This window comes from Citrobacter sp. H12-3-2 (assembly GCF_009649895.1).
Lineage (GTDB): Bacteria > Pseudomonadota > Gammaproteobacteria > Enterobacterales > Enterobacteriaceae > Citrobacter > Citrobacter portucalensis.
Window position 1 is genome coordinate 1,904,131 of sequence record NZ_CP045837.1, and the last position, 25,405, is coordinate 1,929,535.

The window sequence follows — 25,405 nt, forward strand, 5'->3', positions numbered from 1 at the left end:
TAATGCAATACATCCAGCAACCCCAGGCGATTGAAGCCAAAAGTTTCGACATTATTGGCGAGATCATCCGTGAAACCCGTCCGGACTATCAGTTTGCCAGTCCGTTACATGAAGCCATTATCAAGCGGGTTATTCACACGACGGCAGATTTCGACTGGCTGGACATTCTGTGGTTTTCCAGTGATGTGCTGGAGCAGTTTTGTGCGGCGCTTAGCCGTTCGAGCGTGATTTACACCGATACCACGATGGCGCTTTCCGGGATCAATAAAACGCTGCTGGCAAAATTCGGCGGTGAATGCCGCTGCTACATCAGCGACCCGCGGGTTGTGCGTACGGCAAAAGAGCAGGGTATTACCCGGTCCATGGCGGCAGTCGACATTGCGGTGAAGGAAGAGGGGGAAAAGCTGTTTGTCTTTGGCAACGCGCCGACTGCGCTGTTCCGCCTGCTTGAGCATGATGTTGCCGTCAGCGGTGTGGTGGGTGTACCGGTCGGGTTCGTTGGTGCTGAAGAGTCGAAAGATGCCCTGACCCAAAGCAATTTGCCCGCCATTGCAGCGTTAGGCCGCAAAGGGGGAAGCAATGTCGCCGCCGCTATCGTCAACGCCATGCTTTATCACATGCAGGGGGCGCGATGAGCGAGGCCTTCGATACACCGGTGTGGCACAACGGTAAAGCGCTGCGTAAAGGATATACCACGGGATCGTGCGCCACGGCGGCGGCAAAAGTTGCCGCGTTGATGGTATTGCGCCAACACCTCATCCATCAGGTTTCCATCGTGACGCCTTCCGGGGTGACGCTGTGCCTGAACGTGGAGTCACCGCATATCGAAGGGCAGCAGGCAATAGCGGCCATCCGCAAAGACGGTGGAGATGATGTGGACGCCACTCACGGCATGCTGATTTTTGCCCGTGTGACGTTAGACGATAGTGGCGTGATTGCCTTACAGGGCGGTGAAGGGGTCGGTACGGTAACCCGCAAGGGGATTGGCCTGCCGGTGGGCAGTTCGGCGATTAACCGTACACCTCGCCAGACCATTGAATCAGCTGTCCGCGAAGCGATTGGCCCAAATCGTGGGGCGCAGATTGAAATCTTCGCGCCAGAAGGCGAAGAACGGGCGCAAAAAACCTACAACTCTCGCCTTGGCATTCTTGGCGGCATTTCGATTATCGGCACCACGGGTATTGTCACGCCGATGTCAGAAGAGAGCTGGAAGCGTTCGCTGTCGCTTGAGCTGGAAATTAAGCGGGCGGCAGGGCTGGAGCGTGTTGTACTGGTGCCGGGAAACCACGGCGAGCGTTTTGTGCGCGAGCAGATGGGTATCGACACCCAGGTTGTGGTTACCATGAGCAACTTTGTTGGTTACATGATTGAAGAAGCTGTACGTCTGGGGTTCCGGCAAATCGTACTGGTGGGGCACCCCGGTAAGCTCGTCAAAATCGCGGCGGGGATCTTCCATACCCATAGCCATATTGCCGATGCCCGCATGGAAACGCTGGTGGCCCACCTCGCGCTACTTGGCGCACCGCTGGAACTGCTGACGTTGGTCAGCGAGTGCGATACCACCGAAGCGGCGATGGAACATATCGACGCGTACGGTTTCCAGCACATTTATGACCATCTGGCTCAGCGCATTTGTATGCGTGTCCTGCAAACATTGCGCTTTACCAAAAATCCCCCGACCTGCGATGCCATCATGTTTTCTTTTGATAATCAGGTTCTTGGAAGTAATCGTCCGGTCGCAGAGATTGCTGAGGAGATGCAATGTTAACCGTTGTAGGGATGGGCCCCGCCGGTTTGCATTTGATGACGCCTGCGGCACGTGAAGCGGTCGCGGCGGCGGATGTTCTGGTCGGTGGAAAGCGGCATTTGCAGCAATTCCCGGATTTTACCGGTGAACAGTTTGCTCTTGGCGCCAATATCCCGGAACTCCTGAGCTGGATTAGCGCACACCAGGAGAAGCACGTTGTGGTACTGGCGTCTGGCGACCCCCTGTTTTACGGCATCGGGACGCGCATGGTGGCGCATTTTGGTATTGAGAATGTGCGGATTATTCCCGGCATTAGTGCGGTGCAGTACCTGTGCGCGCAGTCCGGTATTGATATGAACGATATGTGGCTGACCAGTAGCCATGGCCGCAGCGTCTGTTTTGATGAGCTGGCGCGACATAACAAGGTGGCGATGGTGACTGATGCGCTGTGTGGCCCGCGTGAAATCGCGCAGCAGCTCATTGCCCGAGGCAAGGGGCATCGCTGGATGGTGATTGGCGAAAACCTGGCGATGGAAAACGAACAGATCCATTTCCTGCCTGTGCGTGAAGTTAACGCTGACTATGACATGAATGCAGTGGTGATCCTTGATGAAAGATGAGCTGTTTCTGCGTGGAGAGAAAGTGCCGATGACCAAAGAAGCGGTACGCGCACTTGCCCTCTCAAAACTTGAATTACACCGCGCCAGTCACCTGATTGATATTGGTGCCGGAACCGGCAGCGTGTCGATAGAAGCCGCGATGCAATATCCCGGATTACGTGTAACGGCCATCGAACGTAACCCGGCGGCACTCAGGTTGCTGGATGAAAACCGCCAGCATTTTGCCTGCGCAAATATCGATATTTTTCCCGGCGTTGCTCCCATGACTATCGCGGAAAAAGCCGATGCCATTTTTATGGGCGGCAGCGGCGGCCATCTGACCGAACTGATTGACTGGTCGATGCGCCAATTGCATCCCGCAGGGCGTTTGGTGATGACGTTTATCCTCCAGGAAAACCTCAACACCGCGCTGGCACATCTGGATCATCTTGGCGTACAGGGAGTGGATTGCCTGCAGCTACAGGTTTCCTCGCTTACCACGCTTGGCAATGGTCACTATTTTAAACCGAATAACCCCGTATTTGTTATCGCCTGTCAGAAGGAAGGAAACCATGTCTGAGATTTTTGATCCCCGTAGCGTGTGGTTTGTTGGCGCAGGTCCTGGCGATCGCGAGCTGATTACCCTCAAAGGTTACCGGTTGCTGCAGCAGGCGCAGGTTGTTATCTACGCCGGATCGCTGATTAACACTGAATTGCTGGAGTATTGCCCTGCCGGTGCTGAATGTCACGACAGTGCCGAACTGCATCTGGAGCAGATCCTTGATCTGATGGAGGCCGGAGTGAAAGCGGGCAAGACCGTTGTGCGCCTGCAAACCGGTGATGTCTCGTTGTACGGTTCCGTACGCGAGCAGGGTGAGGAGCTGACCAAACGCGGGATTGACTGGCAGGTGGTGCCCGGCGTCAGCGCGTTCCTCGGCGCGGCGGCGGAGCTGGGCGTGGAGTACACCGTACCTGAAGTTTCACAGAGCCTGATCATTACGCGCCTGGAAGGCCGCACCCCGGTACCAGAGCGTGAACAGCTGGAGTCTTTTGCCAGCCACCAGACATCAATGGCGATTTATCTTTCCGTCCAGCGCATTCATCGGGTGGCTGAGCGTCTGATTGAAGGCGGCTATCCGGCGACCACGCCCGTGGCGGTGATCTATAAAGCGACCTGGCCGGAAAGCCAGACCGTGCGCGGGACCCTGGCGGATATTGGCGACAAGGTTCGCGATGCGGGCATCCGTAAAACGGCCCTTATTCTGGTCGGTAATTTCCTGGGCTCGGAGTATCACTACTCCAAACTCTATGCGGCGGACTTTAGCCATGAATACCGTAAAGCCTGAGTCAATTGCGCTTTTTTGCCTGACTCCTGGCGGCGTTGTGCTGGCGAAACGTCTGGCAGCCATGCTGCCGGTTACCTGTTTTACCAGTGAAAAGCTGCTGGAGGAGGGGTTTATTCCCTTTGAAAACGGCTTTGCGAATACCGCCCGCGAAGCGTTTACGAATTACTCGGCGCTGATTTTTATCGGTGCGACCGGTATTGCGGTGCGCGTACTGGCCCCGCTGGTCAACGACAAGTTTTGCGATCCGGCGGTGGTGGTCATTGATGAACGTGCCCAGCATGTCATCAGCCTGCTCTCCGGCCACGCGGGCGGTGCCAATGCGTTGGCGCGTTATCTGGCGGGCATGTTGGGCGCTGACCCGGTTATCACTACCGCGACGGATGTGAACGATATGGCGGCACTGGATACGCTGGCATTTCAACTGAATGCCCGGATGAGTGATTTCCGTTCGGCGGTGAAGATCGTGAACCAGATGCTGGTCAGCAATAAGCGGGTTGGTTTGTGGTGGGATGACGAACTGACGCAGGATGTCAGCCATTGCGACCGGCGCGGGTTTATCACGGTTACCGATCTCAACCAGCTCCCTGAACTGGATGCGTTGGTGTGCATCACCTTACGCACCAATTTACCTGACCTGCCTGTTCCGCACTGGAAGTTGGTGCCACAGCGGGTTGTGGCCGGAATTGGCTGTCGCCGTGATACGCCGTTCCCTCTGCTGGCTGCGCTGCTTGCCCGGCAACTTGAAGCTCAACAGCTCGATCCGTTGGCGCTAAAAGCGATTGGCAGCATCTCGCTGAAAAAAGATGAACAGGGACTTATCCAACTGGCTTCGTGCTGCCGCGTTCCTTTCGAAACCTTTACCGCTGACGCGCTGCGTGAGCATGAGCACCGTTTTCCAGCCTCATCGTTTGTTCGCAAAACGGTGGGTACAGGAAGCGTTTCCGGTCCTGCAGCCTGGCTGTTGAGCCACGGAAAACTGTTAGGCGAGACCCTGCGAGAACAGGGCGTCACTATCACTTTGGGAGTTTCACACTGATGTTAAGCGTAATTGGAATTGGCCCTGGCTCGCAGGCAATGATGACCATGGAAGCCGTTGAAGCACTGCAGGCAGCGGAAATCATCGTTGGCTATAAAACCTACACCCATCTGGTAAAAGCGTTCACGGGTGACAAGCAGGTGATCAAAACCGGAATGTGCAAAGAGATTGAACGCTGCCAGGCGGCGATCGAACTGGCACAGGCGGGTCACAACGTGGCGCTGATCAGTAGCGGTGACGCGGGGATTTACGGTATGGCCGGGCTGGTGCTCGAACTGGTCAGCAAGCAAAAGCTGGATGTTGAGGTCAGGCTAATACCTGGCATGACCGCTAGTATTGCCGCGGCCTCTTTGCTGGGCGCGCCGCTGATGCACGACTTCTGCCACATCAGCTTAAGCGATCTGTTAACGCCATGGCCGGTTATCGAAAAACGCATCGTTGCCGCCGGTGAGGCAGACTTTGTTATCTGTTTCTACAACCCGCGCAGTCGGGGTCGCGAAGGTCATCTGGCGCGCGCATTTGAGCTGCTTTCCGCCAGCAAAAGCGCGCAAACGCCGGTTGGTATTGTGAAGTCTGCCGGACGTAAAAAGCAGGAAAAATGGTTAACCACGCTCGGTGAAATGGATTTCGAACCGGTTGATATGACCAGCCTTGTGATCGTGGGTAACAAAACAACCTATGTTCAGGACGGCCTGATGATCACGCCACGAGGTTATGTGCTGTGAATTACGGTGATGTGCTGGTCATGGGCGGTACGAGCGATGCGCGCATGCTGTGCCAGCAACTGGATGCGGCAAACGTGGCCTATACCCTGTCAGTTGCAACCCCAACAGGGAAACAACTGGCGGGAGATATCAAAGGCCAGGTGCGCTGCGGGCGTCTGGAGCGCGAACAAATGATTGCCTGGCTACAGGAAAATCGGACGCGCTGGGTGATTGATGCCTCGCATCCGTACGCCGAGGTGGTGAGCCGCAACATCATGAGCGCCTGCGAAGCGGCGGGCGTACTGCTGAGCCGCTACCAGCGCCCTGAGCAGTTGAGTGGTTTAACTCACCCGCACCTGTATACCGTACAAAGCATTCCGCAAGCCTGCGAGGTGGCGCGACGCTTCGGCGATCGTGTGCTGCTGACGACCGGCAGTAAAGATCTGGCTATCTGGCGCGAAGGGTTGCCTGAAAAAACGCTGCTGGCGCGCGTTCTGCCTGTTCCTGAGGTCATTCAGCAATGCGCGGATCTGGGATTTGGCGTCGGTGAAATCTTCGCACTGTGCGGACCGTTTAGCGCCGAGTTCAACGCTGCGTTTTATCGCCAGTGCCAGGCTGATGTGGTGATCACCAAAGCATCTGGCGCTGAAGGTGGTTATCAGGAAAAGGTTCAACCCTGTCTGGATGCCGGAATCCCCTGCATCGTGATTACACGTCCGGCACCGTTGGTGACGGGAGAAGAGTTACTGGAAAGTCAGGCCGCCTTTGGGGCGCGTTTAACGCGCTGGCTGGCCACTGCTTAAGGAGTTTGAGATGAAAAAGGCGCTTCTGGTGGTCAGTTTTGGCACCAGCTATCACGACACCTGCGAGAAAAATATTGTGGCCTGTGAGCGCGATCTTGCAGCTAGCTGCCCTGACCGCGACCTGTTCCGGGCGTTTACCTCCGGGATGATAATCCGCAAGCTGAAGCAGCGCGACGGCATTGAAATCGACACGCCGCTGCAGGCGCTGCAAAAACTGGCGGAGCAGGGGTATCAGGATGTGGCTATTCAGTCGCTGCACATTATTAATGGTGACGAATACGAAAAAATTGTCCGCGAAGTGCAAAGTATGCGTCCGCTGTTTTCACGCCTGACGCTCGGCGTACCGCTGCTGAGCAGCCATGAAGATTACGCACAGTTGATGCTGGCGCTGCAACAGCAGATGCCGGCGCTTGGCGAAAGTGAAAAAGTGGTCTTTATGGGACACGGCGCCAGCCACCATGCTTTTGCCGCCTATGCCTGTCTCGACCACATGATGACGGCGCAGCGCTTTCCGGCGCGGGTTGGGGCGGTGGAAAGCTATCCGGAAGTGGATGTGCTGATTGAAAGTTTATCTCAGGAAGGGGTGACGGCGGTGCATCTGATGCCGCTGATGTTAGTCGCTGGCGACCATGCCATCAACGATATGGCCTCCGACGAAGATGATTCCTGGAAAACGTTGTTCAATGCAGCAGGGATACCGGCTACGCCGTGGCTTAGTGGTCTGGGTGAGAACCCAGCGGTTCGCGCCATGTTCGCGGCACATTTACAGCAGGCGCTTAATGTGGCGCTGGAGGAAGCAGCATGAGCGGAAAACTGTATGCACTGAGCACCGGGCCAGGTGCTTCCGACTTGATTACCGTGCGTGCCGCACGCACGCTGGGCGCGCTGGATATTCTCTATGCGCCTGCCGGGCGTAAAGGCGGTGACAGTCTGGCATTGTCGATTGTACGTGAGTATATCGGTGAACAGACCGAAGTCCGCTGCTGCCATTTTCCTATGAGTGCCGATAGCGCTGAAAAAGAGGCCGTCTGGGATGAGGTTGCTGCCGCGCTGGTTCAGGAAGTCGAGGCCGGTAAGCAGGTGGGGTTTATCACTCTCGGCGATGCGATGCTGTTCAGCACCTGGGTCTTTTTACTTCAGCGTATTGGCTGTCCTGACTGGTTGGAAATCGTTCCGGGCGTGACCTCTTTCGCCGCGATTGCCGCGCGCTCCAAAACGCCGCTCGCTATGGAGCAGCAGTCACTGGCGGTGGTCTCCTGTACCGCGCCGGAAGTGGAAATCCAGCAAGCGTTAAAACAGCATGACAGTCTGGTGTTGATGAAAGTGTACGGTCGTTTTGCACGTATCAAAGCGCTGCTACAACAAGAAGGTTTGTTGGACTGTGCATTAATGATGTCTGAAGCCACTCTGCCAGGTGAACAGTGCTGGCGTCATCTCGATGAGGTGAGCGACGATCAGCCGCTGCCTTATTTCTCGACCATTCTGGTCAATAAACAGTGGGAGTATGCACAATGAAGCTTGAACAACAGCTAAAACAGCTGTCTTTCAGCGGGTTGGCTGCGGCGCTATTACTGATGATTGTTCCTGAACAAGCGTTCGCCATGCACATTATGGAAGGTTTCTTGCCGCCGATGTGGGCGCTGGCCTGGTGGCTGCTGTTTTTACCCTGCCTGTGGTACGGACTGGTACGTCTGCGCCAAATCGTGCAGGAGGATAACCACCAGAAGGTTTTGCTGGCCCTGTGTGGCGCTTTTATTTTTGTGCTGTCGGCGCTGAAAATTCCTTCCGTTACCGGAAGCTGCTCACATCCTACCGGTGTAGGCCTGGCGGTTATCCTGTTTGGACCGGGCGTGGTAGCCATCCTTGGGGCGATTGTCCTGCTGTTCCAGGCTCTGCTGCTGGCACACGGTGGTTTAACGACGCTCGGTGCGAACGGCATGTCGATGGCGGTAATTGGCCCGGTAGTGGGTTACATGGTGTGGAAAATGGCCTGCCGCGCAGGGCTGCGTCGTGATGTCTGCGTCTTCCTGTGTGCGATGCTGGCGGATCTCGTCACCTATTTCGTGACTTCTGTACAGCTGGGCGTTGCGTTCCCGGATCCCTCTGCTGGCGCTACCGGCTCAATCATTAAGTTCATGGGGATTTTCTGCCTGACGCAGATCCCAATTGCGATTGCGGAAGGGTTACTTACCGTGCTGATTTACGATCAGCTAACCAAACGCCAGTTGATAACCGCACAAGGGCATTAACGATGAAAAAGACGCTGATTATATTGGGCATGGTAGTGGCGCTGGTGATCCTGCCGTTCTTTATCAACCACGGTGGGGAGTACGGCGGTTCAGATGGTGAGGCGGAAAGCCAGATTCAGGCTATTGCCCCGCATTATGAGCCCTGGTTCCAGCCGTTGTATGAACCCGCAAGCGGTGAAATTGAAAGTCTGCTGTTTACGCTCCAGGGATCGCTTGGCGCAGCTGTGATTTTCTATATCCTGGGTTACACCAAGGGCAGGCAACGCCGTGATGACCGGGCTTGACAGGCTTAGCTATCAAAGCCGTTGGGTTCATGTCTCGCCGGTGCGGAAATTTCTGCTCTGGCTGGTGATGATGATTCTGGCGTTTACTCTGCCCCCATTGGGGCAGGGTATTGAGCTTTTACTTATTGCCGCGCTGAGCTGCTGGCTGCTGCGTATTTCCTTCTGGCGCTGGTGCCGTTGGATGGCATTGCCATTTGGTTTTCTCACGGTTGGCGTGGTGACCATTTTGTTTAGCATCAGCCGCGATCCACAGACGCTGTTGGCCAGCATACCTGTGGGAAGTTACTGGTTGGGGATCAGCGCACCAGGTGTGGTAACCGCCAATGAAACCTTCTGGCGCAGCCTTGCCGCGCTGGCGGCAACTTTCTGGCTGGTGCTGAATCTGCCGTTTCCGCAATTAATTATCTTACTCAAACGCGCGCACGTTCCTCGCCTGCTAACTGAGCAGATCCTGCTGACCTGGCGGTTTATTTTTATCCTGTTAGACGAGGCGCTGGCTATACACCGCGCACAAACGCTGCGTTTTGGTTATCGTAGCTTGCCGTTGGGCTACCGCTCTCTGGCAATGCTGGTGGGATTGCTGTTTACCCGCGTGTTGATCCGCTACCAGCAAATGACCACCACACTGGATATCAAACTGTATCAGGGTGATTTTCACCTGTAAGGAAAAGTATGCTTGCCACCTCAGCGCTTTGGTTTCGCTATCAGGATGACCCGATCCTCAAAGGGCTAACGCTGGATTTTTCGACGCATGCCGTCACCGGACTGGTAGGCGCTAATGGCTGCGGGAAATCCACGCTGTTTATGAACCTGAGTGGCTTATTGCGCCCACAGCAAGGCGCGGTGATGTGGCAGGGCAAACCGCTGGATTACAGCAAGCGCGGCCTGCTGGCGCTGCGTCAACAGGTGGCAACGGTATTTCAGGACCCCGATCAGCAAATCTTTTATACGGATATCGACAGCGATATCGCCTTTAGCCTGCGCAATCTTGGGGTGGATGAAGCTGAAATCGCTCGCCGCGTGGAAGATGCGCTTACGCTGGTCGACGCCCAGCATTTTCGCCATCAGCCCATTCAGTGTTTAAGCCATGGGCAAAAAAAACGCGTAGCGATTGCCGGGGCGTTGGTGTTGCAGGCGCAGTATCTGCTGCTGGATGAACCTACTGCGGGCCTCGACCCGTCAGGCCGCACGCAGATGATTGAGATAATCAAACGCATCGTTGCGCAAGGAAACCACGTCGTAATTTCCAGCCATGATATCGATCTTATCTATGAAGTCAGCGATGCGGTGTACGTTTTACGCCGGGGCGAAGTGCTCACGCACGGTACGCCAGGCGACGTTTTCGCCCGTACGGATCTTATTGAACAAGCGGGATTAACTCAGCCCTGGCTGGTGAAGCTGCATACAGAGTTGGGCTTCCCGCTGTGTAAAACAGAGGCTGAATTTTTTAGCTGTATGCGAGAGAACGCACTGAAGGAGGCGTCATGACGCAGGCAATAATGTTGCAGGGAACGGCATCTGATGTGGGTAAAAGCGTATTGGTCGCCGGGCTGTGTCGTATTTTTTATCAGGATGGACTGCATACCGCGCCGTTCAAATCGCAGAACATGGCGCTGAACTCTGGCATTACGCCAGAGGGAAAAGAAATGGGCCGCGCGCAAATTTTTCAGGCCGAAGCCGCAGGCATTACGCCAGATGTGCGTATGAACCCGGTGCTGCTTAAACCGACCAGCGATCGAAAAGCGCAGGTAGTGCTGATGGGTAAAGTGGCAACCGATATGGATGCGGTGAGTTACCACGAGTACAAGCCACGTCTGCGGGAACAGATCCTGTCAGTTTATAACAGCCTGGCGCAGGAGTTTGATGTGCTGGTGCTGGAAGGTGCGGGGAGCCCGGCAGAGATTAACCTGCGCGATCGCGATATCGTCAATATGGGTATGGCAGAGATGGCGCAGTGCCCTGTCGTTTTGGTGGCGGATATCGATCGTGGCGGGGTGTTCGCCTCCATTTACGGCACGCTGGCGCTGTTGCACGATCACGAACGCGCGCGGGTAAAAGGGGTGATCATCAACAAGTTTCGCGGTGATGTGACGCTACTGCACTCCGGTATCGAGCAAATTGAAGCGCTGACCGGTGTTCCGGTACTGGGCGTGATGCCATGGCTGGATGTTGATCTGGAAGATGAAGACGGCGTTGCGCTGCAAAAGGGCAAGTATTTGCGCACTGACAAACGCGATATCGATATCGCCGTAGTTCAAATACCGCACATTTCTAACTTTACTGATTTCAATGCGCTTGCTGCTCAGCCGGACGTGCGCGTGCGCTATGTTCGCCAGCCTGAAGAGCTGGCGGGGGCCGATCTGGTGATTTTGCCGGGTAGCAAAAACACCCTTGGCGATCTGGTGTGGCTGCGTGAAAGCGGGATGGCGCATGGCGTCGTGCAATTACATCGTAATAACGTACCGGTGGTTGGGATTTGTGGCGGCTATCAAATGCTCGGCGACACCATCATTGATGAAGTAGAGTCGGGCCTCGGTACGCTGCCGGGTCTGGGCTTACTCAATACAGTCACCCATTTTGCCCAGCACAAAACCACGACCCTGGTTGAGGGACAAATGTCTTCATCGCTGCCTGACTGGCTGGCGGGCACGGCGGGGTTATCCGTTCGCGGTTATGAAATTCATATGGGCGAAACAGCATTAACCGATGAATGCCGGTCGGTGATGACGTTGCACAAAGACGGCGGCAACGTTGTTGACGGCGCGGTCACTCCGGATGGCCTGGCGTTCGGCACCTATCTTCACGGTCTTTTCGACAGCGATGATTTCACCCGTGCGTTGGTCAATGGCCTGCGAGAACGTAAAGGGTTAGCTCCGCTGGATTCCACCTTCCATTACGCGCAATATAAATCGCAGCAGTTTGATCTGCTGGCGGATGCGATGCGGCAACACATCGATATTGAAAAAATTTATACCATCATGCAGCAACACCGGGAGCCAGTATGATGATTCTGGTTACTGGCGGCGCGCGAAGCGGTAAGAGTCGGCATGCGGAAGCGCTGATCGCTGATTCCCCAAACGTTTTGTATATCGCGACTTCGCAGATTTTTGATGAGGAGATGGCTGCGCGAATTCAGCATCATCGCGATGGACGTCCTGCGCACTGGCGGACAGCCGAACGTTGGCAACATCTTGATGAACTGATCACGGACACGAACGATCCTCAGGAAGCTATTCTGCTGGAATGCATCACCACGATGGTGACCAACTTGCTGTTTGCGCTGGGCGGTGAAAGCGATCCGGACAGCTGGGATTACGCGGCGATGGAGCAGTCTATCGAAGGTGAAATCCGTTCGCTGATCGCAGCCTGTCAACGCTGCCCGGCAAAGATCGTGTTGGTCACTAACGAAGTGGGAATGGGGATTGTGCCGGAGAACCGTCTGGCGCGGCATTTTCGTGATATTGCAGGACGCGTGAACCAGCGACTGGCGGCGGCGGCGGATGAGGTCTGGCTGGTGGTATCAGGAATTGGAGTCAAAATTAAATGAGTAAGTTGTTCTGGGCAATGCTCTCTTTTATCAGTCGCTTGCCCGTTCCTGCTCGCTGGTCGCAAGGACTGGATTTCGAGCACTATTCCCGCGGTATTGTAATGTTTCCCCTGATTGGCGTCGTGTTGGGAGGGCTGACGGGGCTGGTCTTTATGGCGCTCCAGCCCTGGTGCGGTATTCCGTTGGCGGCCCTTTTTGCGGTGTTGACACTGGCATTGCTGACCGGGGGATTTCATCTGGATGGTCTGGCGGATGCCTGTGATGGCATTTTTTCGGCGCGCCGACGCGAGCGGATGCTGGAAATCATGCGCGACAGTCGTCTGGGCACCCACGGTGGGCTGGCGTTAATTTTCGTTTTACTGGCGAAGGTGCTGGTGGTGAGTGAACTGGCTTTGCGTGGCACGCCAATGCTGGCCGCGCTGGCAGCGGCATGTGTCGCCGGGCGAGGAACGGCGGTGTTGCTGATGTATCGGCATCGCTATGCCCGCGAAGAAGGGCTGGGCAACGTTTTTATTGGCAAAGTCACCGGGCGTCAAACCTGCGTTACGTTGGGATTAGCGGCGATCCTTGCCGCCGTGCTACTTCCTGGCATGCGCGGCGTGGCAGCGCTGGTTGTCACAATAGTGGCGATTTTTATTCTTGGGCAGTTATTAAAACGCACGTTGGGTGGGCAAACCGGCGATACGCTGGGCGCTGCCATTGAACTTGGCGAGTTGATTTTCTTGCTGGCTCTGCTCTGAGTCAGCCCACATACTGGAACCCTTATGCAGACTTTAACCTCTTTACTCCGCACGATCCCATCACCCGACAGTGCCGCGATGCTGCGTGCACAGCAGCATATTGACGGCTTGCTTAAGCCGCCGGGAAGTTTAGGGCGACTCGAATCTCTCGCCGTACAATTGGCCGGGATGCCTGGCCTGAAGGGTGTGCCGCATGTGAACGGCAAAGCGATGCTGGTGATGTGCGCCGATCACGGCGTGTGGGATGAAGGGGTTGCCGTTTCGCCTAAAATTGTCACGGCTATACAGGCTGCCAATATGACGCGTGGAACGACCGGCGTCTGCGTCCTGGCCGCTCAGGCTGGGGCGAAGGTTCATGTGATAGATGTTGGGATTGATGCTGAACCTATTCCCGGTGTGGTAAATATGCGTGTGGCACGCGGCTGCGGCAATATAGCCGAAGGCCCGGCAATGAGCCGTTCGCAGGCCGAGGAGCTGTTGCTGGAAGTCATCCGCTATACCCATGAACTGGCAAAAGACGGTGTAACGCTGTTTGGCGTCGGGGAGCTTGGTATGGCAAATACTACACCTGCGGCGGCCATTGTCAGCGTGCTGACCGGCAGTGATGCTGAGGAAGTCGTGGGTATTGGCGCTAACCTTCCTCTTTCTCGGGTGGGGAATAAGGTAGACGTTGTGCGCCGGGCAATTGCCGTCAATCAACCGGATCGCCATGACGGTGTCGATGTGCTGGCTAAGGTTGGCGGGTTTGATCTTGTCGGTATGGCGGGGGTGATGCTTGGGGCGGCCTCCTGTGGTCTGCCGGTCGTGCTGGACGGTTTTCTTTCGTATTCTGCTGCTCTGGCGGCCAGCCAGATTGCACCACAAATTAAACCCTACTTAATTCCGTCACACTTCTCCGCTGAGAAGGGCGCCCGCACCGCGCTGGCGCATCTTGAATTGGATCCTTATCTGAATATGGGGATGCGTTTGGGCGAAGGTAGCGGGGCCGCGCTGGCGATGCCGATTATTGAAGCTGCCTGTGCGATGTACAAAAATATGGGGCAGCTCGCCGCCAGTAACATCGTGCTTCCAGATGGTAAGGAAGCGTAGTTACCGCTCAACCTGAACCTCGCCTGATGGCGAGGTTTTTTTATGCGCAAATATGTCGTAACCCACTAAAACAGATAATAAAAGCTATACTTAACGGATATCTGTTGCGACGAAGGAAAGGAAAAAGATGCGTCGTGTAAAACTGCTTTGTTCACTCATTATGCTGCTTGCGAGTCAGGGAGCGCAGGCGGTGAGTTATCCGCTGCCGCCAGAGGGGAGTCGCCTGGTGGGTAGCACTTTGACTATTACGGTTCCACAAGGAAACACCAAGCCGCTGGAGGCATTTGCCGCTCAGTACGGGCAGGGGTTGAGCAATATGCTTGAAGCCAATCCGGGCGTCGATGTTTTTCTGCCTAAATCGGGTTCAACGCTGGTTGTGCCACAGCAACTGATACTTCCGGATACCGTGCGTGAGGGGATTGTCATCAACGTCGCCGAGATGCGGCTTTACTATTATCCTGCTGGCAGCAATACGGTTGAGGTTTTACCCATTGGCATTGGTCAGGCGGGTAGAGAAACGCCGCGTAACTGGGTGACAGCGGTAGAACGTAAGCAGGAAGCACCAAGCTGGACGCCGACGCCAAATACCCGACGTGAATACGCCGCTCGCGGTGAAAGCTTGCCGGCTTTTGTGCCTGCTGGGCCAGAAAATCCGATGGGCCTGTATGCAATTTATATTGGCAGGCTTTATGCCATTCACGGGACAAATGCCAATTTCGGTATTGGTCTGCGGGTAAGCCAGGGGTGCATCCGTTTGCGGAATGACGACATCAAGTACCTGTTTGATACGGTGCCTGTAGGGACGCGTGTACAATTAATTGACCGACCGGTGAAATACAGCGAAGAGCCGGACGGTAGTCGCTGGGTGGAAGTACATGAGCCGCTGTCACGAAACCGTTCGGAATACGAGTCTGACAGAAAGGTGCCTTTGCCAGTCACTCCCGCTTTGCGCACCTTTATCAGCGGGAATGACGTGGATGTGAGCCGCGGGAGCCAGGCGTTGGAAAGACGTTCCGGTATGCCGGTGAACATCAGCCTGGTACAGAAGCATTATTAATTTTCAGGGCGACCCTGTTTACCTTCAGTTCGGATGGGTCGCTTTTTTAATTTGATACTGCCCCATTTTTACCACGCCAATATGGTCAGCCATTAGCTGGGCTTCGTGTTCACTGTGGGTAACCAACAGCGCCGTTTGCCCGGCGGCGCGCAAAATATCCCGTACCTCGTTGCCAAGACGCTCACGCGTGCGCTTATCCAGGCTGGAGAAGGGTTCATCGAGCAACAGGATTTCCGGATGTGGCGCCAACGCGCGAGCAAGGGCGATACGCTGTTGTTGCCCGCCGGAAAGCTCATGCGGATATCGGTTGGCATGGCTGTGTAACTCCACCATTTTCAACAGCTCAGTCACTCTGGCCTGTTGTTCCTCACGCGGCATGCGACGCAACCCAAAGGCCACATTTTGCTGCGCGGTCAGATGGGGGAATAACGCATATTCCTGGAAGACCATGCCGACATGACGTTTTTCCGGTGGCAGATGAACGCCGGGACCGGCAACACGTCGCTGTGACACATAGATCTCTCCGTTTTGCAGGCGTTCAAATCCGGCTACTGCGCGTAGCACCGTGGTTTTTCCGCAGCCTGAAGCGCCCAGCAGACAGGCAATTTCACCTTTACGTACCGACATTGAAAATCCGCTCAGTACCGATTGCTGGCTGTTGCCATAAGCAACGTGTACATCCTGGAGTCGTAATGCAATTTCTGACATTGTTGCTCTCTTAACCACGGCGAGTCATTTGGTGACGCACCAACAAAATAACCGGTAGCGTGCCAGCTAAAACAATCATTAGCGCGGCGATAGCACCTTCTTCATAGGTTCCACGTGCGGCTTCCGCATACAGCAACGTTGCCAGCGTTTCAAAATTGACCGGGCGCAAAAGCAACGTTGTTGGCAGCTCTTTCATGGCATCAGCAAAAACCAGCAGGGCACTGCTGACTAACGCCGGGCGCAGCAGGGGAAAATGGACTCGTGCAAACGTCCCCGCACCATTCTCACCCAACAGACGAGACGCCTGTTCCAGCGAAGGTGGAATGCGGCCCAGACCAGAATCCAGCGCGCCAATGGCAATCGCCTGGAATCGCATGGCACAACAAATTACCAGCAGGATCCCGGCGGACATCAGCGGCAGGCCGCGAACATCCAGTAAATCTGCCAGCCAGCGGTCGACAGCCATGGCGGGGGGTAAAAAGCCAATCGCCAGAATTGTGCCGGGAACCGCATAGCCTAAAGAGGCCAGACGCATCACGCCGCGACGAAATCCCGGCATGGCGTTGTCTGCGGCGCTATGACGCGCGCTCCAGGCCACCAGCATACTGACGCAAACCACCACTAGCGTAGTTCCCGCTGCCAGCGATAGCGTATTTTGCAATGCTGACAGTAACGAAGAGGAAAGGGGGTTCTCATCGCCTATGCGTTTGGCGCTTTCCCACATTAAAAACAGTACCGGAGCCAGAAAACCCAGCACAACCGGCAGTGAAATAACGCCACCGAGCAGCCAACCACGCCAGCCATGCACGCGCGTTGGTTGAACTTCCCGTAGGCTGCGGCTGCTGAATCCTTGTTTTCTGCGACCATAAAATTCCAGCGTCAGAATAAGGAATATAAACATCAGCATCATGCAGGCAATTTGTGCCGCGGCAGATAAATCAGACCGTGAGATCCATGTGGTGTACACGGTAACGGTTAACGTCTGTACACCGAGGAACTCCGATGCGCCAATATCGTTGAGCGTTTCCAGCAGTGCCAGACTGATCCCAACGGCCAACGCCGGACGAGCCATGGGCAAAGCAACACGAAAGAAGGTTCCGGTTGCGCTGCATCCCAGCGTGCGTGCGGCTTCCAGTAAATGAGCCGGTTGGCTAATAAACATGGCGCGGGTTGTCAGATACACGTATGGGTACAGCACTAATCCGAGCAGGATGATTGCGCCGGAAAGTGAGCGTAAATCTGGCAGCCGGAACTGTCTTGGGCTGTCAAAACCCAATAAAAAACGGATAAAGGTTTGCAGAGGGCCAATCGGATGCAGCAGATCGAGCCACGCAAAGGCCACTATGTAGGTCGGCATCGCCAGCGGCAACAGTAACGCCCAGCTAAGAATTTTACGTCCAGGAAAATCCCATGCCGTTACCGCCCATGCGCTGCCTACGCCAATCACGCCGACCATCACCGCGACACCGGCTAATAACAGCACGGTATTTTTTAGTGCGGCAGGCAGTACATACGTCAGGAGATTATCCCAGTGAGATAAATCGGCCTGGGTAGCCTGCCAAATCAGCGCAACGATCGGTGTCAGAACGCCAAGCGCTACGCACAGCGCGCCAAGATGTAGCGGCGTTAATAATGACTGCGGCCCGGAAACCAGGCCGCGTAACGTCGGAAACTGCAGAGGTTTATTGATCGAATCCAACTTTATCTACCAGCAGACTAGCTTGTTTACGATATTTAACGATTTCGGTTAACGGCGTTTTATCGACGTCGATTTCACCAATAGTTGCACTGATAACCGGATCAAGCGTCACGCCTTTCAGTACCGGGTATTCGAAGTTCGCTTTCGCATACTGCTGCTGGGCAGGTGCGGAAACAAGATATTCCATCAGCTTAACGGCATCGGCTTTATTTGGTGCATAGCGGGCTACAGCTGCGCCACTGATGTTGACGTGTGTACCGCCATTTTCAAAGGTGGGTTTAACGACTTTAATCGCATCGCCCCACTGACGCGCATCACTGCCTTCTTTGGCGTTTTTCATATGGCCGACGTAATAGGAGTTGGCGAGACCAATATCGCAAATGCCGCCGAGAATATCGCGAGCTACATCGCGGTCGCCACCGGTAGCTTTACGCGCCAGGTTAGCTTTCACGCCGCGCAGCCATTCTTCGGTCTTTGCTTCACCGTGATGAGCAATCATTGCGGCGATCAGCGCTGTGTTATACGGGTGCTGTCCGGAACGAATACAGACTTTACCTTTGTACTCAGGGCTGGCGAGTTGTTCGTAATGCCAGTTATCGATTGGCAGTGACTTCTCGGCATACAGCACGCGGGCACGCATCGACAGCGCAAACCACTGATTATCTGCACCGCGCAGATTAGCCGGAATAGCGGTTTTCAGTGCTTCTGACTCTACTGGCTGAGTTACACCCGCTTCCACTAAATCAATGAGGTTACCGGCATCAACGGTCATCAGCAGGTCAGCAGGTGAATTTTTACCTTCAGCTTTAACGCGCTCAAGCATACCGTCCTTGATATAGACCGTACTGACTTTGATGCCGCTGGTTTTGGTCCAGCTATCAAGCAAAGGCTGGATCAGACCCGGTTCACGGGTGGTATAGAGCGTTAACGTATCCTGAGCGAAAGCCGGTAGGCTAACAGAGAAGACCAGGGCAGAGGCAAGGGTGATACGGCGCAGTCCGGCGCGAGGCAGAGAATTCATCGTTTATATCCCAGAGTAATTGGAACGTACAGTGAACCGAGCGGGGGGCTCGTTCCTTTGGCCCGCGTACAATAAATGATAATCACTAGCACTTACAATAATTGCAAAGTTTAAACGATTTACATTTACATAACTTTAATCAACGTTGTGATGCGGCATGTAACAGCGGTGCAGAGCAGGCAGGGGGCTTATGAGAGGGATTTTATAGCGACCTGAAAAGCAAAAAGCCTGCTTAGTTTCCTAAGCAGGCTTCTTAAATATGGCTCCTCTGACTGGACTCGAACCAGTGACATACGGATTAACAGTCCGCCGTTCTACCGACTGAACTACAGAGGAATCGTTTGAACGAGGCGCATATTACTGACCTCACCATGAGGTGTCAACAGTAAAATTAGCGCGTCATTTCAATTGGTTAATTAATCTTCAAATTCAGCGTTAATGCACATTTGGTGAGCGACAATGGCCACCTTAGCGGGTATCGCGTAACCGCTCCATGGGGTTCTGGCGGTAAAACTGAATGAAACGTTGCCATAATGCCGGAAAACGTGGTGCAAATAATTCAGGGGCACTGAAGAAATACTCCGATAGAACGGCAAAGCATTCGGCAGGATCGGTCGCTGCGTAGGCATCTATACTGCACGCGGTTTCACCGACCAGATCAATTTCATCCTGAATGTTATTCATTGCAGCATGCAGGTCGTGCTCCCAACTGGCAATATCTCGCAGAGGGATCGCCGGAATACCGCTGGCGCGGTCGCCATTACGCATATCAAGCTTATGTGCCACTTCATGGATGATCAGATTGAAGCCGGAGGCATCAAAAGAATCCTGAATGTCGAGCCAGTTGAGGATTATTGGACCTTGCTGCCAGCTCTGCCCGGACTGTACAACACGTTGATTATGTACCAGCCCAATATCGTCTTCCCATTCATCGTCCACGACAAACGGGGCAGGGTAGATGAGAACTTCATGAAACCCGTCGAGCCACTCGATCCCCAATTCCAGAACAGGCAAACAGAAAAGCAGCGCAATGCGCGCACTTTTTAGTGGATCCAGCTCAAACCCCTGAAGCGCTACCAATCTTTTTTGCTGTAAAAAGCGCTCGGCCAGGGCAATAAGCCTGGCTTGTTCTTGCTCGGTGAGATTCACCAGAAGAGGAATAGCCAGGGCGTCGTCCCACGGCCAGTCGTCACTCCGGGTTGTTTCTTGCTCTTTCCAGGGCCACTTAATCATCGTTTTGCTCGCAAACTCGTCACTTGAACGAAATTGACGGAACGGGGTCTGTTAAAATGCCAAATTACCTGGCATCATGGCAACCGCCAAAACGGAGAGATGCCAGAGCGGCTGAATGGACCGGTCTCGAAAACCGGAGTAGGGGCAACTCTACCGGGGGTTCAAATCCCCCTCTCTCCGCCACTATTCAAGCACTTGCACGCCTCGCTTTCAACGACAGTTCTCATGGATGTTTTTTTCTTTGAGTATCCTCACAAGTTTATCGTTGTAATGCCCGTGTGATAAAAAAATACGTTTCGTATAAATAAAAAGCCCGCTTCATATGAAGCGGGCTTGCTTGTTTTTGCGTCAATTAGAATTGGTAGACTAAACCAACGGCAACGATGTCGTCAGTTGCGATACCATTGCTTTCATAGAAGCTGTCGTCTTCATCCAGCAGGTTGATTTTATAATCGACATAGGTGGACATGTTTTTGTTGAAGTAGTAAGTCACACCCACATCAACATATTTGACCAGGTCTTTGTCGACATAACGCCAGTTACCACGACTGACTTCCTGACCACCTAAATCGCTACCTTTAGATTGCAGGTAAGCGACGGAAGGGCGCAGACCGAAGTCGAACTGATACTGTGCAACAACTTCAAAGTTCTGCGTTTTGTTGGCAATACCGCCTTTCGCGGAGCCATCATCATTTTTTCCGCTACCGTATGATGTCATGTTACGGGTTTCTGCGTACATAGCAGCCAGGTACACGTTGTTCGCGTCATACTTCGCACCAACAGTCCATGCATCTGCTGTTTCACCGCCTGCATAGCTGTTGCGATGATTAATTCCATCTTGATAGCCTTTAGCAACCTGGTTATTTGAACGGTCAGAGCTGGAGTATGCTGCCCCGAGGCTTAAACCGAAGTCGAAATCATAGGAGGTTGACAGGCCGAAACCGTCGCCGTTCTCTCTAGACAATTTACGGTTCTCACCGTTACCAGTACCTTCGCCTGCTCCTGCACTTTCATTATTACCTTGGTATTGCAGGGCGAAGTTCAGGCCATCAACCTGACCAAAGAAACCTTTATTACGGTAGGTGGCTACGCCGTTGGTACGACCGGTCATATACACGTCGGTCTGGGTGTAGGTGTCACCGCCAAATTCTGGCAGCATATCGGTCCAGGCTTCTACGTCGTAGACCACGCCGTAGTTACGACCGTAGTCGAAGGTACCGTTCTCACCAAAGCCTAAGCCGGCAAAGGCCAGACGAGTCCAGGAATTTGCGCCTTCACCTTCGGTACCGTTGGCCTGAATGTTATATTCCCACTGACCGTAACCGGTCAGCATCTCGTTGATCTGTGTTTCACCCTTGAAACCTACACGCGCATAGGTCTGATCGCCATCGTTGCCCGCATCGTCAGAGAAATAACGCAGACCGTCGACTTTACCGTACAGATCCAGTTTATTGCCGTTCTTATTATAGATTTCAGCCGCATTTGCTGCGCCTGCAGCTAATAAAGCAGGGAGAAGCAGTGCCAATACTTTTCTTTTCATTATGTATTCCCTTTGCATGATAATTAAAATGAATATGTAGTACTATCCGAGTGACTACATTTGGATACTATCTATGAAGTTCATTTAATTTAAAATATAACATGTAACAAATGTATTTAAAATATTTCAAAATGTTTCTATTGCATCTTTATATAATTATGCGTGTGTGTTAATTACATTGGTATTCGCCATGTGAATTGTTTTTAATCAGTTAGTTATATGTGTTTATCTATTTATTTGTTATGTGTATTTTATTTGTTTTAGATGTTTGTTTTTAATATTCATATAAATTATTTTTCGATATTGGCATGGTGGGCTTTATAAATTCATGTGGATTTTATTTTTAGTGCAATAATAAAAGATGATTATGTAATGGGGCGGGCAGTGGTCTGCAATGAAAATTGTTGCTAAGGTGATTTTCTTTCTACAAAGGGAGATAGCATGAAACTGCACGACTGGCAGTCGCGATTTGAAGCCTGGTTAGCTGATAACCATTCTGGACAAGATGCTGCACATGACATCTTTCACTTTCGACGTGTGTGGATAACGGCGCAAAAGCTGAGTACAGATGCAACCGTAGACTGGCTGGTGGTGTTGACCGCGTGCTACTTCCACGATCTCGTCAGTCTGCCAAAGAACCATCCTGAGCGTCATTGTTCGTCGGTACTGGCAGCCAAGGAAACATGTCGTGTTTTGATGCGCGATTTTCCGGATTTTCCACAACAGCGGTTATCGGCAGTGTGTCATGCCATTGAGGCGCACAGTTTTAGCGCAAAAATCGCGCCAGAAACCCTTGAAGCGAAAATCGTGCAGGATGCAGACCGGCTTGAGGCGCTGGGTGCAATTGGTTTAGCGCGCGTATTTGCCGTTTCAGGGGCGTTAGGGGTTGCGCTGTTCGATGCGGAAGATCCGTTTGCCCGAAAGCGTAGCCTTGACGATAAACAGTACGCGCTCGATCACTTCCAGACCAAGTTATTGACGTTGCCGTTGACGATGCAAACAGAACAAGGGAGGCATTTGGCACAACATAATGCGGATTTTTTACTGACGTATATGGCGAAGCTGAGTGCGGAGTTAAAAGGAGAATACGAAATGCTGGATCTTGAGGCGATTCAACCCTTTAAAGCGCGCTAGTCGTCAATACGGCTGAAACGTCAACCGTGCTAATTTATGTTAATCTGTCGGTTATCCATTTCTGCCGGTTAAATGTATGCAGGATAATTTTTCAGTAGCAGGCTCCATGAACCCGATGACAGATGAAAACGAGACCGACGTGCAGGTGATGTTGGCCAAGTTGCTTGAAATATATGACGTGAAAACGCTGGTTGCTCATCTGAATGGCGTTGGCGAGAACCGCTGGAGCCCGGCCATTTTTAAACGAGTGGTTGCTAATGAAACATGGCATCGCCTCAGCGACCGCGAGCTCATTCATCTGAATACTTTGTTACCGAAACCACCTGCGCATCATCCGCATTATGCCTTTCGCTTTATCGATCTTTTTGCTGGCATTGGCGGTATTCGTCGCGGCTTTGAAGCGATTGGCGGGCAGTGCGTGTTTACCAGTGAGTGGAACAAGCATGCGGTGCGCACCTATAAAGCGAACAACTACTGCGATCCGCTCCAGCACAACTTTAATGAAGATATTCGTGATATCACACTCAGCCATCACGATGGGGTGAGTGACCAGCAGGCGGCAGAACATATTCGCCAGCATGTTCCTGAACATGACGTGCTGTTAGCCGGATTCCCTTGTCAGCCATTTTCTCTGGCTGGTGTATCAAAGAAAAACGCGTTAGGGCGGGCCCATGGTTTCGCCTGTGATACGCAAGGCACACTTTTTTTTGATGTAGTGCGCATTATCGATGCGCGTCGGCCAGCCATATTTGTGCTCGAAAACGTCAAAAACCTGAAGAGTCACGATCAGGGCAAAACGTTTCGCATCATTATGCAAACGCTGGACGAGCTGGGTTATGACGTAGCGGATGCGGCGGATAACGGTCCGGACGATCCGAAAATCATCGATGGGCAACATTTTTTGCCTCAGCATCGCGAACGTATCGTGCTTGTCGGCTTCCGACGCGATCTGAATTTGAAATCAGACTTCACGCTGCGGGATATTGTCACGCGTTATCCGCCGCGGCGTACCACGCTGGCAGAACTGCTTGAGCCGACCGTCGATGCGAAATATGTACTGACGCCGGTGCTGTGGAAATACCTCTATCGCTATGCGAAAAAGCATCAGGCGCGGGGCAATGGATTTGGCTATGGCATGGTGTATCCCGGTAACCCTGATTGCGTAACGCGCACGTTATCTGCGCGTTATTATAAGGATGGGGCGGAGATCCTGATTGACCGTGGTTGGGATATGGCGCTGGGTGAGAAAGATTTTGACGATCCGCAGAATCAGCGCCACCGCCCACGCAGACTTACGCCCAGAGAGTGCGCGCGTCTAATGGGGTTTGAATCTCCGCAGGGCTATCAGTTCAGGATCCCCGTGTCGGATACCCAGGCTTATCGCCAGTTTGGTAATTCGGTGGTCGTTCCGGCATTTGCGGCGGTGGCCAGGCTGCTGGAGCCGAAAATCAGGCAGGCAGTTGCTATTCGCGAGAAAGAGAATCAGCGTGGCAGACGTTCACGATAAAGCAACACGCAGTAAAAATATGCGGGCGATAGCTACCCGCGATACCGCAATTGAAAAACGCCTTGCCAGCGTGCTGACAGAGCAGGGGGTAACGTTTCGTGTGCAGGATGCGACGTTACCCGGTCGCCCCGATTTTGTGGTGGATGATTATCATTGTGTGATTTTTACTCACGGCTGTTTCTGGCACCACCACGATTGCTATTTGTTTAAAGTCCCCGCGACACGAACGGAATTCTGGCTGGAAAAAATAGGCAAAAATGTCCAGCGCGATGCGCGGGATTGTGAAAAGTTGCAGGTTCTGGGCTGGCGCGTACTGATTGTCTGGGAGTGTGCCCTGCGCGGTCGCGAAAAGCTGGACGATGAAGCGTTATCTGAACGTGTCATCGAGTGGATCTGCGGCGGTGGTGACACCGCGCAGATCGACACTCTCGGTATTCATTTACTGTAACGTTTTTTCCGACGGGGTAGCAACGGCATCCGCTTTAACAGGGAACAGGTATTTCCCCAACGTTACCAGTACCACAGCAAACACGATCACGCCGAGCGCCAGCCATTCGATAGGGGCCAGTCTTTCTCCCCCCAGACCGGTACCTAACAGCACGGCAACAACCGGATTGACGTAGGCATAGCTGGTGGCTAGCGCCGGGCTGACATTGCGGATCAGGAACATATACGCATTAATGGCAATAATGGAGCCAAACAGGGCCAGGTAAGCCACCGCCATAAAGCCTGAGAATGTTGGCATGGTGGTCAGTTTTTCCCCTGAGAGTAGCGATGCGCACATCAGCACAATACCGGCGGCTAACATTTCAATGGCTCCGGCCATCATGCCAACGGGTAGCGTAATGCGTGAACCGTACACCGAGCCAAACGCCCAGCTTATTGAAGCGATCAGGATTAAAATAGCGCCCCACGGATTGCCACTTAAATTGCCTCCGCTGTTTAGCATGATGATCCCTGCTAGCCCAATCGCTATCCCCAACCATTCCAGCTTGCGCGTTTTGATGCCAAAAAAGTGACTAAAACACAGCGTAAATAACGGGACGGTGGCGACCACCACGGCGGCAATACCGGAAGGGACATTTTGGTGTTCTGCGACGGTGACCAGCCCATTACCTACAGCCAGCAGCAGGATACCAATTAACGCGGCGTTCAGGATTAGGCGTAAGGGGGGCAGCTTGTGCCCGCGAATAAGTAAGAAACTTGTTAATAAAATGCCCGCGGAGAGAAAACGTACGGCTGCCATCATTAATGGCGGCCAGCTTTCAACGCCAATACGAATAACGAAGTACGTGGAACCCCAAATGATGTACAGCGCGAATAGCGCACTGAAAAGCGGTAACAATTGCCTGAAACGCATAA

At 53.5% G+C, this 25,405-nt stretch carries 28 protein-coding genes and 2 tRNA genes; 23 read left to right on the forward strand and 7 right to left on the reverse strand.

Annotated elements, in window-relative coordinates; genetic code table 11:
- The first annotated feature begins 2 nt into the window (after nt 1-2).
- The 19 genes from GHC22_RS08965 (at nt 3) to ldtA (ending at nt 15,201) form a co-directional block, all read left to right on the forward strand.
- On the forward strand, nt 3-635 hold the full coding sequence (locus tag GHC22_RS08965) for a cobalt-precorrin-8 methylmutase (RefSeq protein WP_008785140.1): 633 nt from the start codon (nt 3-5) through the stop codon (nt 633-635).
- Nucleotides 632-1,768: a cobalt-precorrin-5B (C(1))-methyltransferase CbiD gene (gene cbiD / locus GHC22_RS08970; protein ID WP_003030269.1), complete on the forward strand. Its 1,137-nt coding sequence runs from the start codon at nt 632-634 to the stop codon at nt 1,766-1,768. The genes GHC22_RS08965 and cbiD overlap by 4 nt, the downstream gene beginning before the upstream one ends.
- Nucleotides 1,762-2,367, forward strand: a complete 606-nt coding sequence (locus tag GHC22_RS08975) for a cobalt-precorrin-7 (C(5))-methyltransferase (protein ID WP_100272193.1) — start codon at nt 1,762-1,764, stop codon at nt 2,365-2,367. Before cbiD ends, GHC22_RS08975 begins: the two co-directional genes overlap by 7 nt.
- Entirely contained in the window at nt 2,357-2,926 is a 570-nt protein-coding gene (locus GHC22_RS08980; protein ID WP_153752739.1) for a decarboxylating cobalt-precorrin-6B (C(15))-methyltransferase, read from the forward strand. The genes GHC22_RS08975 and GHC22_RS08980 overlap by 11 nt, the downstream gene beginning before the upstream one ends.
- Nucleotides 2,919-3,692, forward strand: coding sequence for a cobalt-precorrin-4 methyltransferase (locus GHC22_RS08985; RefSeq protein WP_003030275.1), 774 nt, complete (start codon nt 2,919-2,921; stop codon nt 3,690-3,692). Before GHC22_RS08980 ends, GHC22_RS08985 begins: the two co-directional genes overlap by 8 nt.
- Entirely contained in the window at nt 3,673-4,728 is a 1,056-nt protein-coding gene (gene cbiG / locus GHC22_RS08990) for a cobalt-precorrin 5A hydrolase (protein WP_008785137.1), read from the forward strand. Before GHC22_RS08985 ends, cbiG begins: the two co-directional genes overlap by 20 nt.
- A complete protein-coding gene (locus GHC22_RS08995) occupies nt 4,728-5,453 on the forward strand; it encodes a precorrin-3B C(17)-methyltransferase (protein ID WP_003030278.1) in 726 nt (241 codons plus the stop codon). The genes cbiG and GHC22_RS08995 overlap by 1 nt, the downstream gene beginning before the upstream one ends.
- Nucleotides 5,450-6,235, forward strand: coding sequence for a cobalt-precorrin-6A reductase (locus tag GHC22_RS09000; protein ID WP_048216008.1), 786 nt, complete (start codon nt 5,450-5,452; stop codon nt 6,233-6,235). The genes GHC22_RS08995 and GHC22_RS09000 overlap by 4 nt, the downstream gene beginning before the upstream one ends.
- Before the next feature lie 10 nt (nt 6,236-6,245).
- Nucleotides 6,246-7,040, forward strand: a complete 795-nt coding sequence (locus tag GHC22_RS09005; protein WP_153752741.1) for a sirohydrochlorin cobaltochelatase — start codon at nt 6,246-6,248, stop codon at nt 7,038-7,040.
- The gene (locus GHC22_RS09010) at nt 7,037-7,750 is read left to right on the forward strand and encodes a cobalt-factor II C(20)-methyltransferase (protein WP_111465413.1); all 714 of its coding nucleotides are present in this window, start codon (nt 7,037-7,039) and stop codon (nt 7,748-7,750) included. Before GHC22_RS09005 ends, GHC22_RS09010 begins: the two co-directional genes overlap by 4 nt.
- On the forward strand, nt 7,747-8,484 hold the full coding sequence (gene cbiM / locus GHC22_RS09015) for a cobalt ECF transporter S component CbiM (protein ID WP_003834098.1): 738 nt from the start codon (nt 7,747-7,749) through the stop codon (nt 8,482-8,484). The genes GHC22_RS09010 and cbiM overlap by 4 nt, the downstream gene beginning before the upstream one ends.
- A 2-nt stretch (nt 8,485-8,486) precedes the next feature.
- Nucleotides 8,487-8,768: an energy-coupling factor ABC transporter substrate-binding protein gene (locus GHC22_RS09020; protein WP_003030289.1), complete on the forward strand. Its 282-nt coding sequence runs from the start codon at nt 8,487-8,489 to the stop codon at nt 8,766-8,768.
- On the forward strand, nt 8,755-9,432 hold the full coding sequence (locus tag GHC22_RS09025) for an energy-coupling factor ABC transporter transmembrane protein (RefSeq protein WP_008785133.1): 678 nt from the start codon (nt 8,755-8,757) through the stop codon (nt 9,430-9,432). Before GHC22_RS09020 ends, GHC22_RS09025 begins: the two co-directional genes overlap by 14 nt.
- An 8-nt stretch (nt 9,433-9,440) precedes the next feature.
- Nucleotides 9,441-10,256, forward strand: coding sequence for an energy-coupling factor ABC transporter ATP-binding protein (locus GHC22_RS09030; RefSeq protein WP_003839037.1), 816 nt, complete (start codon nt 9,441-9,443; stop codon nt 10,254-10,256).
- Entirely contained in the window at nt 10,253-11,773 is a 1,521-nt protein-coding gene (locus GHC22_RS09035) for a cobyric acid synthase (RefSeq protein ID WP_048216011.1), read from the forward strand. Before GHC22_RS09030 ends, GHC22_RS09035 begins: the two co-directional genes overlap by 4 nt.
- Nucleotides 11,770-12,315 carry a bifunctional adenosylcobinamide kinase/adenosylcobinamide-phosphate guanylyltransferase gene (cobU, locus tag GHC22_RS09040; RefSeq protein ID WP_048216012.1) on the forward strand — a complete coding sequence of 182 codons (546 nt, stop codon included), beginning with the start codon at nt 11,770-11,772 and terminating at the stop codon, nt 12,313-12,315. Before GHC22_RS09035 ends, cobU begins: the two co-directional genes overlap by 4 nt.
- Nucleotides 12,312-13,055, forward strand: a complete 744-nt coding sequence (gene cobS, locus GHC22_RS09045) for an adenosylcobinamide-GDP ribazoletransferase (protein WP_153752742.1) — start codon at nt 12,312-12,314, stop codon at nt 13,053-13,055. Before cobU ends, cobS begins: the two co-directional genes overlap by 4 nt.
- Nucleotides 13,056-13,079: 24 nt before the next feature.
- Nucleotides 13,080-14,144 (forward strand): nicotinate-nucleotide--dimethylbenzimidazole phosphoribosyltransferase, encoded by a 1,065-nt coding sequence (gene cobT, locus GHC22_RS09050; RefSeq protein WP_153752744.1) that lies wholly within the window; start codon nt 13,080-13,082, stop codon nt 14,142-14,144.
- 127 nt (nt 14,145-14,271) lie between these two features.
- Nucleotides 14,272-15,201, forward strand: a complete 930-nt coding sequence (ldtA, locus tag GHC22_RS09055; RefSeq protein ID WP_008785129.1) for a L,D-transpeptidase — start codon at nt 14,272-14,274, stop codon at nt 15,199-15,201.
- Nucleotides 15,202-15,225: 24 nt separating this feature from the next.
- Here the strand turns inward: ldtA and GHC22_RS09060 are convergent, their stop codons facing one another.
- The 5 genes from GHC22_RS09060 to mtfA all read right to left on the reverse strand — a co-directional run bounded on the left by GHC22_RS09060 (nt 15,226) and on the right by mtfA (nt 19,862).
- Entirely contained in the window at nt 15,226-15,909 is a 684-nt protein-coding gene (locus tag GHC22_RS09060) for an ABC transporter ATP-binding protein (protein WP_153752746.1), read from the reverse strand.
- Between the two features lie 10 nt (nt 15,910-15,919).
- Nucleotides 15,920-17,608 carry an iron ABC transporter permease gene (locus GHC22_RS09065; protein ID WP_153752748.1) on the reverse strand — a complete coding sequence of 563 codons (1,689 nt, stop codon included), beginning with the start codon at nt 17,606-17,608 and terminating at the stop codon, nt 15,920-15,922.
- Nucleotides 17,592-18,629: an extracellular solute-binding protein gene (locus GHC22_RS09070; protein ID WP_048235116.1), complete on the reverse strand. Its 1,038-nt coding sequence runs from the start codon at nt 18,627-18,629 to the stop codon at nt 17,592-17,594. Before GHC22_RS09070 ends, GHC22_RS09065 begins: the two co-directional genes overlap by 17 nt.
- Nucleotides 18,630-18,889: 260 nt before the next feature.
- Nucleotides 18,890-18,965 (reverse strand) — tRNA-Asn (locus GHC22_RS09075).
- Nucleotides 18,966-19,097: 132 nt separating this feature from the next.
- Complete coding sequence (gene mtfA / locus GHC22_RS09080; RefSeq protein WP_032943883.1) at nt 19,098-19,862, reverse strand: DgsA anti-repressor MtfA; 765 nt, start codon at nt 19,860-19,862, stop codon at nt 19,098-19,100.
- Nucleotides 19,863-19,955: 93 nt separating this feature from the next.
- Here mtfA and GHC22_RS09085 point away from each other — a divergent pair.
- Nucleotides 19,956-20,045: transfer RNA gene (locus GHC22_RS09085), tRNA-Ser, on the forward strand.
- Between the two features lie 169 nt (nt 20,046-20,214).
- On the opposite strand, the gene ompC is transcribed toward GHC22_RS09085, so the two are convergent.
- Nucleotides 20,215-21,402 (reverse strand): porin OmpC, encoded by a 1,188-nt coding sequence (gene ompC / locus GHC22_RS09090; protein WP_153752749.1) that lies wholly within the window; start codon nt 21,400-21,402, stop codon nt 20,215-20,217.
- Nucleotides 21,403-21,843: 441 nt separating this feature from the next.
- On the opposite strand from ompC, the gene GHC22_RS09095 reads away from it, so the two are divergent.
- From GHC22_RS09095 to GHC22_RS09105, 3 genes are all read left to right on the forward strand, one after another.
- Nucleotides 21,844-22,536, forward strand: coding sequence for a phosphohydrolase (locus GHC22_RS09095; RefSeq protein WP_153752751.1), 693 nt, complete (start codon nt 21,844-21,846; stop codon nt 22,534-22,536).
- A 76-nt stretch (nt 22,537-22,612) separates the two neighbouring features.
- Nucleotides 22,613-24,043 (forward strand): DNA cytosine methyltransferase, encoded by a 1,431-nt coding sequence (locus tag GHC22_RS09100; protein WP_079935377.1) that lies wholly within the window; start codon nt 22,613-22,615, stop codon nt 24,041-24,043.
- On the forward strand, nt 24,024-24,491 hold the full coding sequence (locus GHC22_RS09105; protein WP_071445469.1) for a very short patch repair endonuclease: 468 nt from the start codon (nt 24,024-24,026) through the stop codon (nt 24,489-24,491). Before GHC22_RS09100 ends, GHC22_RS09105 begins: the two co-directional genes overlap by 20 nt.
- Here the strand turns inward: GHC22_RS09105 and yedA are convergent.
- Nucleotides 24,483-25,403 (reverse strand): drug/metabolite exporter YedA, encoded by a 921-nt coding sequence (yedA, locus tag GHC22_RS09110; RefSeq protein ID WP_153752752.1) that lies wholly within the window; start codon nt 25,401-25,403, stop codon nt 24,483-24,485. The two genes, GHC22_RS09105 and yedA, sit on opposite strands and share 9 nt — an antisense overlap.
- Nucleotides 25,404-25,405 lie beyond the last annotated feature (2 nt).

Excerpts from the sequence above, each read along its gene's own strand:
- GHC22_RS08965 (WP_008785140.1), top strand. The coding sequence starts at position 3 with ATGCAATACATCCAGCAACCCCAGGCGATTGAAGCCAAAAGTTTCGAC.
- cbiD (WP_003030269.1), top strand. The coding sequence starts at position 632 with ATGAGCGAGGCCTTCGATACACCGGTGTGGCACAACGGTAAAGCGCTG.
- GHC22_RS08975 (WP_100272193.1), top strand. The coding sequence starts at position 1,762 with ATGTTAACCGTTGTAGGGATGGGCCCCGCCGGTTTGCATTTGATGACG.
- GHC22_RS08980 (WP_153752739.1), top strand. The coding sequence starts at position 2,357 with ATGAAAGATGAGCTGTTTCTGCGTGGAGAGAAAGTGCCGATGACCAAA.
- GHC22_RS08985 (WP_003030275.1), top strand. The coding sequence starts at position 2,919 with ATGTCTGAGATTTTTGATCCCCGTAGCGTGTGGTTTGTTGGCGCAGGT.
- cbiG (WP_008785137.1), top strand. The coding sequence starts at position 3,673 with ATGAATACCGTAAAGCCTGAGTCAATTGCGCTTTTTTGCCTGACTCCT.
- GHC22_RS08995 (WP_003030278.1), top strand. The coding sequence starts at position 4,728 with ATGTTAAGCGTAATTGGAATTGGCCCTGGCTCGCAGGCAATGATGACC.
- GHC22_RS09005 (WP_153752741.1), top strand. The coding sequence starts at position 6,246 with ATGAAAAAGGCGCTTCTGGTGGTCAGTTTTGGCACCAGCTATCACGAC.
- GHC22_RS09010 (WP_111465413.1), top strand. The coding sequence starts at position 7,037 with ATGAGCGGAAAACTGTATGCACTGAGCACCGGGCCAGGTGCTTCCGAC.
- cbiM (WP_003834098.1), top strand. The coding sequence starts at position 7,747 with ATGAAGCTTGAACAACAGCTAAAACAGCTGTCTTTCAGCGGGTTGGCT.
- GHC22_RS09020 (WP_003030289.1), top strand. The coding sequence starts at position 8,487 with ATGAAAAAGACGCTGATTATATTGGGCATGGTAGTGGCGCTGGTGATC.
- GHC22_RS09025 (WP_008785133.1), top strand. The coding sequence starts at position 8,755 with ATGACCGGGCTTGACAGGCTTAGCTATCAAAGCCGTTGGGTTCATGTC.
- GHC22_RS09030 (WP_003839037.1), top strand. The coding sequence starts at position 9,441 with ATGCTTGCCACCTCAGCGCTTTGGTTTCGCTATCAGGATGACCCGATC.
- GHC22_RS09035 (WP_048216011.1), top strand. The coding sequence starts at position 10,253 with ATGACGCAGGCAATAATGTTGCAGGGAACGGCATCTGATGTGGGTAAA.
- cobU (WP_048216012.1), top strand. The coding sequence starts at position 11,770 with ATGATGATTCTGGTTACTGGCGGCGCGCGAAGCGGTAAGAGTCGGCAT.
- cobS (WP_153752742.1), top strand. The coding sequence starts at position 12,312 with ATGAGTAAGTTGTTCTGGGCAATGCTCTCTTTTATCAGTCGCTTGCCC.
- cobT (WP_153752744.1), top strand. The coding sequence starts at position 13,080 with ATGCAGACTTTAACCTCTTTACTCCGCACGATCCCATCACCCGACAGT.
- ldtA (WP_008785129.1), top strand. The coding sequence starts at position 14,272 with ATGCGTCGTGTAAAACTGCTTTGTTCACTCATTATGCTGCTTGCGAGT.
- GHC22_RS09060 (WP_153752746.1), bottom strand. The coding sequence starts at position 15,909 with ATGTCAGAAATTGCATTACGACTCCAGGATGTACACGTTGCTTATGGC.
- GHC22_RS09070 (WP_048235116.1), bottom strand. The coding sequence starts at position 18,629 with ATGAATTCTCTGCCTCGCGCCGGACTGCGCCGTATCACCCTTGCCTCT.
- mtfA (WP_032943883.1), bottom strand. The coding sequence starts at position 19,862 with ATGATTAAGTGGCCCTGGAAAGAGCAAGAAACAACCCGGAGTGACGAC.
- ompC (WP_153752749.1), bottom strand. The coding sequence starts at position 21,402 with ATGAAAAGAAAAGTATTGGCACTGCTTCTCCCTGCTTTATTAGCTGCA.
- GHC22_RS09095 (WP_153752751.1), top strand. The coding sequence starts at position 21,844 with ATGAAACTGCACGACTGGCAGTCGCGATTTGAAGCCTGGTTAGCTGAT.
- GHC22_RS09100 (WP_079935377.1), top strand. The coding sequence starts at position 22,613 with ATGCAGGATAATTTTTCAGTAGCAGGCTCCATGAACCCGATGACAGAT.
- yedA (WP_153752752.1), bottom strand. The coding sequence starts at position 25,403 with ATGCGTTTCAGGCAATTGTTACCGCTTTTCAGTGCGCTATTCGCGCTG.